We start from the raw sequence: 12,496 nt of genomic DNA, 5'->3' as shown, positions 1-12,496 counted from the left end.
TCCTGGCCGGGTTCTGGGGTGCTCCCGGGTCCACAAGGCAGCGGGCAGGGGTGGGAGGGTCAGACGGCCGACGGGACGGCCGCTGGGACGGCCGGACAGCCGGACAGCCGGCGGGGACGGCCAGGCGGTCAGGCGGTCAGGCGGTCAGGCGGTCAGGCGGTCAGGCGGTCAGGCGGTCAGCAGGGAGGAGAGCAGGCTCAGGCCGCCGGCGAGGGCGCTGGTGCCGAGCAGGGCCCAGAAGACGTCACCGAGGAGCGCGGGGGCGGTCTCGCCCTGGGCGAGCACCACGCGGCTCGGCCGACGGGCGTCGTACGAGACCTGGACGATCGTGCCAGGCGAGAGCTGCGCGGGGCGCCGCAGCGCGGTGATGCCGCGCGGGCGGGCCAGCACCGACTCGCTCCGGGCGGCCTCCCCGGGCAGGCCGCCGGCCAGCCCTACCGAGGGGAGGGTGGAGAAGCTGAGCAGCGGCGAGCTGTCGAGCTCGCCGTACGGGTCGCCGTAGGGCTCGCCGAACGGGTCGGCGTCGGCGACCACCCGGGCTGCCACGGAGACGCCGTGGCGGCGCAGATGGTGGCGAAGGCGCAGTTCGGAGGCGCACCAGAGCAGCAGAGCGCCGCCGAAGAAGGTCAGTATCACTCCCGCGCTCATCGCCGTCGGCGTCTCCACCGCTCGTCTCCCTCGCTCGCCCGCCGGTGGGCACCGGACTGTCCACAGCCTTGTGGACGGAGCGTGACAGCCTGTGGACAACCCGGGACTGCCGTTCGACGTACAGCGGGCGACGCCCGGGGGTCCACCAGGTGAACTGCCCCGCACCACGGCCGGGTCGACGGTGGCGCGGGGCATCTCACCCCTCAAGACGCAGGCTCAGCGCACCGGGGTGATGAACCCCTGCTCGGTGAGGAGGCGCAGCGACTCCGGGACGCGGTCGCGCAGGACCACCCGGTCCTCGCCCAGCAGCTGGGCGATCGCGTCGACGATCTCCCCGGCGGAGAGCGTGCCGTCGCAGACGCCGACGAAGCCGGCGCCGACGGTGTCGACCTTGGTGGCCCGCCGCATGCCACGGTTGTGACGGAGGATCACGTGCTCCGGATCCTCCGCGCCGGGGGCGCCCACCTGCTCCTGGACCACCTCGTCGGCGAGCACGTAACGGGTGGCCAGCAGGGCCGCGTCGTCGTGCGCCCGGAGGAAGTCCTGCCGGTCGAACCAGCTCTCGATGTGCGGGCCGAGCGGCTGCTCGACCGAGTGCGGCCAGTCCTCGACCCGGACGGTCGGCTGCTCGGCGCCGCCGGCCCGCAGGGTGATCCAGCCGAAGCCGATGCCCTCGACCCGGGCGGCCTCGAAGGTGTCGAGCCACTCGTCGTAGCGGGTCTGGTAGTCGGAGCCGGGGCCGCGGTGGTCGCCACCGTCGCGCAGCCACAGCTCGACGTACTGGGCCACGTCCTGGACGTCCCGCTGGACCACCCAGGCGTCCAGGCCGGTGCCGGCCACCCAGCCGGAGAGCCGCTCCTGCCAGTCCTCGCCCTTGACGTGCTGCCAGTTGGCCAGCAGGTGGCAGTAGCCGCCGGGCTCCAGGTGGGCCGCCGCGGCGCGCACCAGGCTGCGCGAGAGGTCGTCACCGGCCATCCCGCCGTCCCGGTAGACGAATCGGCTGCCGGGCGAGATGACGAAGGGCGGGTTGGACACGATCAGGTCGAACTTCCGCTCGCCCACCGGCTCGAAGAGGCTGCCTTCGGCGAAGTCGGCGTTCTCGAAGCCCGAGAGGGCCAGCGTCAGCCGGGAGAAGTGCAGCGCCCGGGGGTTGAGGTCGGTCGCGGTGACCCGCTGGGCATGGCGGGCGGCGTGCAGCGCCTGCACCCCGGAGCCGGAGCCGAGGTCCAGCGCTGCCCGCACGGGCCGCCGCACCGAGAGGTTGGCCAGGGTGGTGGATGCCCCGCCGACCCCGAGCACGAGGTCCTTCCGGGCCACGCCCTCGGCCGTCTCACCGGAGCCGATGCCGCCGGCCCCGCCCACGGCGCAGCCCAGGTCGGAGACCACCCAGGCCTCGGCGCTGGGCAGCCCGGCGACCTCGTTGGCGTACGGCCGGACGTCCACCGTGGCCCGGACCACGTCGCCGCCGTCCGCCCCGGTGCCCCGGACCAGCCAGCCGTCCGCCAGGCAGTCCTCGACGGGCAGCGCGGCGGCGGCCGCCGCGAACGGGACCGGCTGCTGCAGCAGGAACAGCCGTACCAGCGTCTCCAGCGGGCTCCCGCCCCGGGTGGCGCGCAGCGCGGGGACCGCCTCGCTGCGGGCCAGCGCGGCGTAGGCCGTGGGGCCGAGCAGGTCGAGGCAGCCGTCGGCGGTGAACGAGGCGGCGAGCAGCGCCTCGCGGAGCTTCGCGAGGCGGGCGGGGTCAAGAACGGGGCTACTGGTCACCGCCCCATTGTCCCGCCTGCCCCGGCCCCGCCGGCCCGCCCCGACACGCCCGTGGCGCGGGCGCCGGGTCAGCTCTTGGACGGGCTCGGGGTCTGGGCCTGGGCCTGCGTGGCGGGGGGCTGCGAGGCGGGGGCCTGCGCGGCCGGGGGCTGCGAGGCGCCGGACGGGGCGGACGGCGCGCCGCTCGCGGGGGTCGCGGGTGCGGAGGCGGTCGAGGCGGTCGAGGCGGTCGAGGCGGTCGACGGCGTGGCGGCCGGGCTCGCCTTGCAGCCGGGCTGCTTCGCCATGGCCGTGGCCAGCTCGCCGCTCTGGAGCTTGCCGAGGGCGTCCGTCGACTGCTGGGCCAGGCGCTGTACCTGGTCACCGATGCTCCGCAGACCGTCGGCGAACCGGGCCTGGTCGTTGCTCGGCAGGACGGTGAGCTTCTTCTGCACGTCCAGGTAGCCCTGGGCGGTCTGCTTCAGCTCGCCCACCGCGTCCTGCTGGAGCTTGGCCCCCTGGTCGACCTTCGGGGTGCCGGCCTTGTCGATGGCCTCGGCGAGCTTCTGGTCGGTGTCCGCGAGTGTCGCGAGGTCGGCCGCAAGGCGCTTCTGGAGGTCGGCGGGGCCCTCGCCCGGCTTGACGGCGCCCGTGTCGGCCAGGGCGGTCCGGGACTTCGCGATCGGGCTCTGCGCGGCCTCGCAGACGTTCGTCGCCCAGGAGTTCAGCTGGGCGGTGTTGTCGCTGCCACAGGCGACAGCCCCGAATGCCAGCAGCGCGCCCAGCGCGGGTACGGTCAGCAGTCGCTTGTTCACCGCAGAGCCCTTTCGGTAGGTTCCTCGGCCTCGGTCCGCCTCGGTCATCGATCAGCGAACCTACACGGGCGCCCGGCGGCGCAACCGACCGACGGCCGAGCCGGCCCCGGGGCCGGCCGCCGTCCGGGCCGACCGGTCAGGCCCGTTCGACACTGATCGGGTCGCCGCCGCGCACCGTCCGCAGGACCTGCGGGTCGCCGTCCAGGGTGCCGAGGATGTTGCAGGGGCTGGCCAGACGGCACTCGCTGCCCCGCGAGATCGGCGTCGGGCCGAACGGGAGGGCCAGGCTGTCGCCCTCCGTCCAGAACGCGACCGTCCCCGGCGCGACCACCTGCTGGGCGTCCTCCTCGCGGTCCACGGCGAGGAGGGTGTCGAAGTACACCTCGTCGCCCCAGGTGTTCGCGGAGGAGCGGATCGGCAGGGCGCTCCAGAGCTGCTCGGCCGTGGGGGTGGCACGAAGGGTGGCAGTGGTCTGCCCGGCCGGCCACAGAATGCGTATCCGCATGGGTGTCCTTCTCTCGAACCGAACCGATCGCGCCGAGAGCAGGGAACCGCCATATTCAACAATTTGTCAACCGCATTGGGTGCCCGAAGCAGCCGCAGGGCTCGTCCTGGGAGGTGCCGGGCCGCGCCGGCAAGCGCCGAGGAGCGCCGCGACGTGTCGCGACACGGGAGGTCGCCGGGTGGCCCGGGGAGATACCGGAAGGCGCCGGGAGATGCCAGGAGGTGCCAGGAGATGCCAGGAGGTGCCAGGAGATGCCGGACGGGGCGTCAGAGGACGTCTTCCACGCCCGAGAGCGGCCAGCTCATCCGGATCAGGCTGCCTTCCGCCCCGGTGGTGACCTCGACGTCCTCCACCAGGCCGGTGATCACGGCGAGACCGAGGGTGTCCTCCTCGGGGTCGGCGTCCTCGCCGACCGCCGGGCCGGCCGCCGGCAGACCGATCGAACCGGCCTCGTCCTCGACCTCGATGAGGAAACGCTTCTCCTGGTCCGTGAGCGCGACGCGCACCGCACCGTCGACGCCGACCCGCTGATGGAGGCTCACCGCTCGCGAGCACGCCTCGCCGACGGCCAGGCGCACCTCGTCGAGCACCGACTCGTCCACCCCGGCCCGGCGCGCCACCGCCGCGGCCACCAGCCGCGCCGTCCGCACGTGCTCGGGGAGCGCGCTGAATCGAAGTTCGACGGTTGCCATTGTCTGCCCCTCCGGGGTAACTCCCCCGAGTCTCGCGGCCTCTGCACGGGCACCGGGGCGGTGCGGCGCCCGCACGAACCGGCGGAGGCCCAGAGCCCCACCGGTACGCCTGACGCCGGCGTGTCGAAGAACGTGCGCACGCGCCGACGGCGCCGCACGGGAACGCCCGGAACTGTCCGGAAGCGTTCGGTATCGGTCGGTCAACCGCCGGAGTGCCCCGGCGGCCTCGGGCGACCACGACCGGCAGGCCTACGGCCCGGCCGGCCGCCGACGGTCGATCACCAGCAGGCGATCACCGCCGGTCGGCCACCTGATCGGTGGTGCACCGTCAGTCGGTTGCCGCGACGGCTTCCTCGACCGAGTTGTGGATCGGGAAGACCTTGGTCAGACCGGTGATCCGGAAGATCTTCAGGATGCGCTCCTGGTTGCACACCAGCCGCAGCGAACCCTCGTGCGCCCGGACTCGCTTCAGCCCGCCGACCAGGACACCCAGGCCGGTCGAGTCGAGGAAGTCCACGCCCTCCATGTCGACGATCAGGTGGTAGTTGCCGTCGTTGACGAGCTCGACCAGCTGCTCCCGCAGCTTGGGGGCGGTGTACACATCGATCTCGCCACCGACCTCGACAACCGTGCGGTCGTCGATGTTGTGGGTCGACAGGGACAGGTCCACGGAACCTCCAGCACCTTGCCTTGCTACGTCATTGCGATCCTGGCCGGATGGCCGTCACCGCTGGGTCCGAGCGGGGCGCGCCACAGCGCTGCGTGGTGAGCCTCGACGTTGCGACCCTCGGCCATGCGGCCGTCACGGCTTCATTCAACCACTTGCGACCATGCCCGCACGATGGCTTGGAGCGATTCTCCGTCACTCCGATGACACACTGGGTCCTCATGCCGCCCAGCCCACGCCTGCCCGAGGCCCTGCTCACCACGCTGACCGCCGGACGGGCCCGAGCCGACCGACTCACTCATACGGAGCATCTTCCCGCCCGCGATGCCCGCCATGCCCCCTGGCCTGCCGGAATCCGCGCGGAGGTGATCGACGCCGCCCGCGAGCTGGGCGTGGCGCAGCCATGGGCACACCAGTCCGAAGCCATGCAACTGGCCAAAAACGGTCAAACTGTGGTGATTGCCACAGGCACCGCTTCGGGCAAGTCGCTGGGGTACCTCGCGCCCGTCCTCAGTGACCTTCTGACCGGCACCGAGGCGTCCAACGGGCGGGGCGCGACGGCGCTCTACCTCGCACCGACCAAGGCCCTGGCGGCCGACCAGCGCCGCCGGGCCGCCGAGCTCGTCCCGCCCAGGGTCCGGGCCGCCCTCTACGACGGGGACACGCCGCCCGAGGAGCGGGAGTGGGTGCGGCAGTACGCCTCGTACGTGCTCACCAACCCCGACATGCTGCACCGGGGCATCCTGCCGGCCCACCCGCGGTGGGCCTCCTTCCTGAAGGCGCTCAAGTACGTGGTCGTGGACGAGTGCCACAGCTACCGGGGTGTGTTCGGCTCCCACGTCGCCCAGGTGCTGCGCCGGCTGCGGCGGCTCTGCGCCCGCTACGGCTCCGAGCCGACCTTCCTGCTCGCCTCCGCCACCACGGCCGACCCGGCCGCCACCGCGCGACGGCTCACCGGGCTGCCCGCGGTGGCGGTGACCGAGGACGCCTCGCCGCGTGGCCCGCTGGTCTTCGCCCTGTGGGAGCCTCCGCTGACCGAGAACGTCGGCGAGCACGGCGCCCCGGTCCGCCGGACGGCCACGGCCGAGGCCGGCTACCTGCTCACCGAGCTGGTCCAGCAGAACACCCGGACGGTTGTCTTCGTCCGCTCCCGCTGGGCGGCCGAACTCGTCGCCCTGCAGGCGCAGGACCAGCTGGGCTCCCCGCTCGGCAGCCGGGTCGCCGCGTACCGGGGCGGTTACCTCGCGGAGGAGCGGCGCGCGATCGAGCGGGACCTGCACTCGGGGCGCCTGCTCGGGCTCGCCTCCACCTCCGCGCTGGAGCTCGGCGTCGACGTCTCGGGCCTGGACGCCGTGCTGATGGCCGGCTACCCCGGCACCCGGGCCTCCCTCTGGCAGCAGGCCGGCCGGGCCGGGCGGGAGGGCCAGGGGGCGCTCGCGGTGCTGATCGCCCGGGACGACCCGCTGGACACCTACCTGGTGCACCACCCGGAGGCCCTGTTCGCCACCCCGGTCGAAGCCACCGTGCTCGACCCCGACAACCCGCACGTGCTCGCCCCGCACCTGTGCGCCGCGGCCGCCGAACTCCCTCTGACCGATGCCGACCTGGACCTCTTCGGACCGTCCACCGCCCAGTTGCTGCCCGTCCTGGAGCAGCGGGGGCTGCTGCGCCGGCGCAGCGACGGGGGCTGGTACTGGACCCGCCGGGAGCGGGCCGCCGACTCGGTGGACCTGCGCGGCAGCGGCGGGAGCCCGGTGCAGATCGTGGAGGTGGAGACCGGGCGGCTGCTCGGCACCGTCGATGCCGCCGCCGCGCACACCACCGTCCACTCCGGCGCCGTCCACCTCCACCAGGGGCGCACCTACCTGGTGCGCGATCTCGACCTGGAGACCTCGGTCGCCCTGGTCGAACGGGCCGATCCGCCCTACACCACCTCGGCCCGCGACATCACGTCCATCTCGGTGCTCACGACCGACGAAACGGTCGAGTGGGGCGAGGCGCGGCTGAGCTTCGGCTCGGTGGAGGTGGTCAACCAGGTGGTCGGCTACCTGCGCAAGCGGATCGCCACGGGCGAGATCATGGGCGAGACCAAGCTCGACCTGCCACCCAGGACGCTGCGCACCCGGGCGGTCTGGTGGTCCGTCACCGAGGAACAACTGGCCGACGCCGAGATTCCGTTCGACCTGCTCCCCGGCGCCGCCCACGCGGCCGAGCACGCCTCCATCGGTCTGCTGCCGCTGTTCGCGACCTGCGACCGCTGGGACATCGGTGGTGTCTCGGTGCCGCTGCACCCCGACACACTGCTCCCCACCGTCTTCGTCTACGACGGCCACTCCGGCGGCGCGGGCTTCGCCGAGCGGGGCTACCGGCGGGCCGAGCAGTGGCTCGGGGCCACGCGGGACGCGATCGCGGCGTGCGAGTGCGCGCGCGGCTGCCCGTCCTGCGTCCAGTCGCCCAAGTGCGGCAATGGCAACGATCCGTTGGACAAGGCCGCCGCCGTGCGGCTGCTCGACGCTCTGCTGGCGGGCGCGCCCGGCGGTCCCGGGCGCGCGTCCTCGGACGGAGGCAGAGCCCGGTAGGGCGGCAGGGCCTGGCAGGGAGGCGGGGCCCGGCAGGGAGGCGGGGCCCGGCAGGGGCGCAGAGCCCAGCAGGGGGCCGGGGGCGCTGACGGGAGCGACGACGGCGGGGAGTGACAGGCTGACGTCCAGGGCGAACTCCTCGGGGCCCCAAGCCCAGACCGGGCCTGCCCGGGAGCGGGCCCGGGCCGGGCCGACCGGGACCGGCAGGCCCGGGATCGGCACTTCGGCGACTACGTCCACATGGTCGGCGTCGCGGTCGACCTCGCAGGAGACGAGGGCGGCCCGGTGCTCCGCCGCGATGCGGGCGGCCCGCCCGCAACCGCCGTCCGGATCCAGCAGGAGCCGGTCGGCTGCGGCCAGCGCGGCGAGATCGGCCGCCGACTCGGCCCGGTGCCGGGCCGCCACGGCCGAACCGAGAGCCAGGCAGACCGCGAAGACCACGCAGCCCACCATTGCCAGCGACACCAGCCACACCGTCGCCGACCCGCTGTCCCCAGCTCGCACTGCTCTCATGGCAGTTCGGTCCTCTCGCTCGTCCCACTCTTGGCACTCATGTCACCCGTGTCAGTCGTGTCAGTCGTGTCAGTCGTGTCACTCGTACAACAGGGATGCGCCCGCCAGGGGGCCGATCTCGTCCTCGCGCTCGGCCACGGCCGTCGCGGACAACTTGACGGACAGTGCGGCGCCGAGCCGCCCGGGGCCCAGACACGGCGCCTCCACCGTCACCCGGACTTCCCGGCCCTCCTCCGCCACCTCGACGCTCGCCCCGGCGGGGGCGGCCCGCTGGGCGAGGCCGGCCGCGTCCGCCTCGCCCCGGGCGGCGGCCCGGGCACCCACCCGGGCCGCGTCGACACAGCGGATCTGCCCGGCGGCAGCCACCACTCCCCAGGTCAACATCGCGGCGAGCAGCACCAGCGCGGGCAGCGCGACTGCCGTCTCCGCCGTAGCGAAGCCCCCGTCACCGGTCAGGCGGCCCCTGCTAGACCGCATGGAGCGCCCGGTCCAGCAGGGAGGCGAGCGCCCCCGAGACCGTGCCGCTCGTGACGACCTTGTAGAGGATCGCCGCGAAGGCACAGGCTGCGACCGTCCCGATCGCGTACTCCGCGGTGGCCATTCCGGCATCACCACGGACCGCACCGCGCAGGGCGGCCCGGGACCGGAACCGGCCCAGGCGGCGCAGGCAGATCGCCGCGAACGGCTGATGCTCGGTGGTGGACACCTCAGCCGCCTCGGACGGCGGAACCGGGTTGGGCAGCAGGGCGTTGGTCGTGCTCGTCATGGTGTCTTCCTCTCGTTCGAGGCTCCGCCTGCTGCTCCCGCAGCACGCGTAAGCGGAGCCGGTTGTCGACTGTGTGTCAGTTGTCGGGATCACCTGCGGCGGACCGGCCCTCCGGCCACCCGCCTGCCCCGCTCCCCCACCGCTCAGATGCGCTGCGCGAACAGGGTGGTCAGCCCCATCACCACCGGAATGACGCCGATGAGGACGAACGCGGGCAGGAAGCACACGCCCAGCGGGGCCGTGGCGAGCACCCCTGCCCGTCGGACCCGTGCGTGCGCGGCCCGTCTCGCGGTGGCCCGCTGCGCCTGCGCCAGACCGGTGAGCGGGGCGGCCGGTGGAGCTCCGCTGAGGCTCGTACGGACCAGGCAGCGGGAGAGCGGCGCCAACGGTGGGCATCCCTCGCCCAGCCGCCCCCAGCAGAGCTCCGGTGGCGCTCCCAGGGACAGCTCCGCCGCGGTGGCGGCGAGCCGGTCGCGCATCGGCGGGCCGACGCTCCCGGACACGGCGGCGGCTGCCGCGGCCGGCGAGGAGCTGGACTGGAGGCAGGCGGCCAGCAGTTCGGCCGCCAGCGGAAGCTGACAGGTCAGCAGCTCCCGCTCCAGCTCCTGCCGCCGGACGGCGGCCGGCCTCGGCCGGGGCAGCCACCGCCGCGCGGCCAGGGTCAGCACCGCTCCGGCCGCCACACCGAGCGGACCGCCGACCAGCGCGGTGACGCCCAACCCCGCCGCCAACGGCACCACCCACTCGGCTCCCCGACGCCCCCGCGCTGCCGTCGGGGCGCTGCCCGGACGGCCGCCCAGTCGCGGCCCGCGGCGGCGCACCGGTCGGCGGCCCCACCGCGGCTCCGGCCCGGCGACTCCTGGCCCGCCGTCAGGTCCTCGCTCGGATCCCGGCCGGATCCGGTCGAGGCGCCGTCGTGTCCTCCGCCGTCGGGCCAGGTCGAGCAGCTCCGTCGCCGCCCCCTCCAGGACCAGCTCCACCAGCACCTCCCGGCTCATCCGACCGCCCCCGTCAGTGCGCGCGGCCCGGGCCTCGGCAGCCGACGCCCGGCGGCACTCGCCGATCCGCCGGCCCTGGCCCCTGACCCTGGCCCGGCTCCGGTGACGGAAGTCCGTGCTCGCCACCGGCCCCCGACCCGGCTGCCCGGACCGCGCCACCCCGCGGGCTCGGTGACGGCGCGGATGATCCGGCCCGTCCACACCAGGCCGAGGGCTTCCAGCGCCACCCCGAGGAGCAGACAGACCAACCCGGCTGGTGTGTGCAGGAGCACCTGGACGGGCCGTGCCCCGAGCGCCGCACCGAGCAGCAGGCCGACGGACGGCAGCGCGGCGAGGACCACGATGGTCGCCCGAGGGGCGGCCAGCTCTCCCGCGATCTCCTCCGCGAGCGAGCGCTCTGCCCGCAGCGCGTCCGCGACCTGGTCGAGCCCGGCGGCCAGGCCGACGCCGCTCTCGGTCGTGAGGTGCCAGCAGGCGGCCAGCGCCGCGCCGCCCTGCCCGCCCGGGAGCGTGGCGAGCTCCCGCAGCGCGGCCGGGATGTTGCCGCCGTAGCGGCCTGCGGTGAGCCGGGCCGTCGTTCCGTCCCCGAGGCCGCGCCTGAGGGAGCTGCCCCTCGAGGTCACCGTGTGCAGGGCCTGCTCCGGGGTCGCTCCGCTACGCAGCTCGGCCGCCAGTCCTTCGCACAACTCGATCACCGCCGAAGCCCGCCGCCGGGCCTCGGCCGTCACCCTGCGCCGCTGCCGCCACCGCCGCAGCGGCAGTAGGGCGACCGCCGCGCCCGCCAGTGGCACCGGGGAACGGGCTGCTCTGGCCAGGACCAGCCCGAGCGGCAGGAGCAGCAGCTCCGCCACCAGCCACCGGGGCCGACGGGCGCGCAGCCGGGTGAACCACCCGGCGCCGCACGGACGGGAGACCGTTGTCCCCAGCCTGTGGATGCGCCGGACCGTCCGCGTTCGGCGCCGGTACTCCCGGAGTGCGGAGAGCCCGCTCCCGACCAGGACCAGCACACAGCAGAGCAGCGCAGCCCTGACCGCCCAGGGCCCCCGCTCGCCCGCCCACCAGACCCTCACCCAGAGGTGTCGGACCCACCGGAACGCGGGTGCGTCCGGGTCGGCCATCGTCGCCGGCACAGTCATCACAGCCCCTTCCTCGAAGCCTGGAGCAGGCACCAGGCGGTCAGCGCCACCGCGAACATCGCCAGCGCCCAGATCCCCTCGACCTGCCGGAGCGGCAGCCCGGCCAGGGCGCACGCCCGCCTCATCGCGGGCTCCTCGGCAGCTCGACCCCGCGCGCGGCGCAGCGCTCCCGGAGCCGGTGCCACCCGGGCCCGGTGGCGCACTCCCCGTACGGGGTGAAGGTCACCGCCGGGGCCGTGACCGCGAGCCCCTGGGCGTCCTCGGTGAGGACGTGCAGCTCGGCCACCCGGCGCAGACCGGTCTCCGGCTCCCGGGCCAGGTGGACGACCACGTCCAGCGCGGACCGGAGTTGGCTGTGCAGGGAGAGCCGGTCCAACCCGGCGAGTGCGCCAAGGGCTTCCAACCGGGCCGGGACGTCCGCCGCAGTGTTGGCGTGGACAGTGCCGCTGCCACCTTCGTGGCCAGTGTTGAGGGCGGTCAGCAGGTCGCTGGCTTCGGCACCGCGCACCTCGCCGACCACGAGCCGGTCGGGCCGCATCCGCAGGGCCTGCCGGACGAGATCCCGCAGGGTGAGCTCGCCCAAGCCCTCCTGGTTGGGCGGGCGGCTCTGCAGCCGCACCACGTGCGGGTGGTCGGGCCGCAGTTCGGCGGAGTCCTCTGCGAGGACGATCCGCTCGCCCGGCCCGACCAGGCCGAGCAGTGCGGCGAGCAGGGTGGTCTTCCCGGTGCCGGTCCCACCGCTGATCAGCAGCGAGAGGCGGGCCCGGACGACACCCGCCAACAGCTCCGCCCCGACGGGCGGCAGGGCCCCGGCCGCGACCAACTCGTCCAGGGTGAACGGGCGGGAGCGGCAGACCCGGAGCGAGATGTGGGTGCACCCGGCGGCGATCGGCGGCAGCACGGCGTGCAGCCTGGTGCCGTCGGGCAGGCGGGCGTCGACCCAGGGCCGGGCGTCGTCGAGGCGGCGGCCGGCCGCCGTCGCCAGCCGGTGGGCGAGGTGGCGCACAGCCTCGGCGTCCGCGAACCGGACCGCCGACGCGCGCTCCAGGCCCGCGCCCCGGTCGATCCACACCTCGTCAGGCCCGTTGACCAGGACGTCGGTGACGCCCGGGGTGTTCAGGAGCTGGTCGAGCGGGCCAGCCCCGACCAGCTCGGCGTGCAGGGCCCGGACGGCGTCCAGGGTGTCGCCCCCGCCGAGCGGGGGCCTGGCCGCCCGGAGCGCGGCGGCGACCGATCCACTGGTGGGCGGAGCGCCTGCCTCGGCGAGCCGCAGGCGGACCGCGTCGATCAGTGCGGCGGTACGGTCCTCCACCGGGTGGCGGGGGCTCTGGTCGGCCGCCAGGACCGGTGCCGCAGGCCCGGGTTCGGGCCGGGGCGGCAGGCCGGGCGGGGCAGGCAGGCGGGCGCGGTGGCCCAGCGGCCTGCGGTGCGGGC

General features: G+C 74.8%; 13 protein-coding genes and 1 pseudogene. 1 reads left to right on the top strand and 13 read right to left on the bottom strand.

What is annotated here, in order from left to right:
- Positions 1–168 precede the first annotated feature (168 nt).
- The 6 genes from ABT095_RS20750 to ABT095_RS20725 all read right to left on the bottom strand — a co-directional run bounded on the left by ABT095_RS20750 (position 169) and on the right by ABT095_RS20725 (position 5,073).
- Entirely contained in the window at positions 169–666 is a 498-nt protein-coding gene (locus tag ABT095_RS20750; RefSeq protein WP_350530915.1) for a DUF3592 domain-containing protein, read from the bottom strand.
- A 198-nt stretch (positions 667–864) separates the two neighbouring features.
- Positions 865–2,412, bottom strand: coding sequence for a DUF7059 domain-containing protein (locus ABT095_RS20745; RefSeq protein WP_350530914.1), 1,548 nt, complete (start codon positions 2,410–2,412; stop codon positions 865–867).
- Between the two features lie 68 nt (positions 2,413–2,480).
- Positions 2,481–3,206, bottom strand: a complete 726-nt coding sequence (locus ABT095_RS20740) for a small secreted protein (protein ID WP_350530913.1) — start codon at positions 3,204–3,206, stop codon at positions 2,481–2,483.
- Positions 3,207–3,342: 136 nt separating this feature from the next.
- Positions 3,343–3,711, bottom strand: coding sequence for a cyclophilin-like fold protein (locus ABT095_RS20735; protein ID WP_350530912.1), 369 nt, complete (start codon positions 3,709–3,711; stop codon positions 3,343–3,345).
- A 266-nt stretch (positions 3,712–3,977) separates the two neighbouring features.
- Complete coding sequence (locus ABT095_RS20730) at positions 3,978–4,403, bottom strand: ATP-binding protein (protein WP_350530911.1); 426 nt, start codon at positions 4,401–4,403, stop codon at positions 3,978–3,980.
- A gap of 328 nt (positions 4,404–4,731) precedes the next feature.
- The gene (locus tag ABT095_RS20725; RefSeq protein WP_104816962.1) at positions 4,732–5,073 is read right to left on the bottom strand and encodes an STAS domain-containing protein; all 342 of its coding nucleotides are present in this window, start codon (positions 5,071–5,073) and stop codon (positions 4,732–4,734) included.
- A gap of 218 nt (positions 5,074–5,291) precedes the next feature.
- Between ABT095_RS20725 and ABT095_RS20720 the strand changes: the two genes are divergently transcribed.
- The gene (locus tag ABT095_RS20720) at positions 5,292–7,649 is read left to right on the top strand and encodes a DEAD/DEAH box helicase (protein ID WP_502884941.1); all 2,358 of its coding nucleotides are present in this window, start codon (positions 5,292–5,294) and stop codon (positions 7,647–7,649) included.
- A 219-nt stretch (positions 7,650–7,868) separates the two neighbouring features.
- On the opposite strand, the pseudogene ABT095_RS20715 reads toward ABT095_RS20720, so the two are convergent.
- From ABT095_RS20715 to ABT095_RS20685, 7 genes and pseudogenes are all read right to left on the bottom strand, one after another.
- Positions 7,869–8,102 (bottom strand): annotated as a pseudogene (locus tag ABT095_RS20715) (Rv3654c family TadE-like protein); the annotation flags it as partial.
- 138 nt (positions 8,103–8,240) lie between these two features.
- Positions 8,241–8,639 carry a TadE family type IV pilus minor pilin gene (locus tag ABT095_RS20710; RefSeq protein WP_350530910.1) on the bottom strand — a complete coding sequence of 133 codons (399 nt, stop codon included), beginning with the start codon at positions 8,637–8,639 and terminating at the stop codon, positions 8,241–8,243.
- Positions 8,629–8,928, bottom strand: a complete 300-nt coding sequence (locus tag ABT095_RS20705) for a DUF4244 domain-containing protein (protein ID WP_350530909.1) — start codon at positions 8,926–8,928, stop codon at positions 8,629–8,631. Before ABT095_RS20705 ends, ABT095_RS20710 begins: the two co-directional genes overlap by 11 nt.
- 143 nt (positions 8,929–9,071) lie before the next feature.
- The gene (locus tag ABT095_RS20700) at positions 9,072–9,668 is read right to left on the bottom strand and encodes a type II secretion system F family protein (RefSeq protein WP_350530908.1); all 597 of its coding nucleotides are present in this window, start codon (positions 9,666–9,668) and stop codon (positions 9,072–9,074) included.
- A gap of 254 nt (positions 9,669–9,922) precedes the next feature.
- On the bottom strand, positions 9,923–11,062 hold the full coding sequence (locus tag ABT095_RS20695; RefSeq protein WP_350530907.1) for a type II secretion system F family protein: 1,140 nt from the start codon (positions 11,060–11,062) through the stop codon (positions 9,923–9,925).
- Positions 11,062–11,187: a hypothetical protein gene (locus tag ABT095_RS20690; RefSeq protein ID WP_350530906.1), complete on the bottom strand. Its 126-nt coding sequence runs from the start codon at positions 11,185–11,187 to the stop codon at positions 11,062–11,064. Before ABT095_RS20690 ends, ABT095_RS20695 begins: the two co-directional genes overlap by 1 nt.
- The gene (locus ABT095_RS20685; protein WP_350530956.1) at positions 11,184–12,404 is read right to left on the bottom strand and encodes a TadA family conjugal transfer-associated ATPase; all 1,221 of its coding nucleotides are present in this window, start codon (positions 12,402–12,404) and stop codon (positions 11,184–11,186) included. Before ABT095_RS20685 ends, ABT095_RS20690 begins: the two co-directional genes overlap by 4 nt.
- Positions 12,405–12,496 lie beyond the last annotated feature (92 nt).

This window comes from Kitasatospora sp. NPDC002227 (genome assembly GCF_040296285.1).
Taxonomy (GTDB): domain Bacteria; phylum Actinomycetota; class Actinomycetes; order Streptomycetales; family Streptomycetaceae; genus Kitasatospora.
This window is presented reverse-complemented; position numbering and strand designations above follow the sequence as displayed.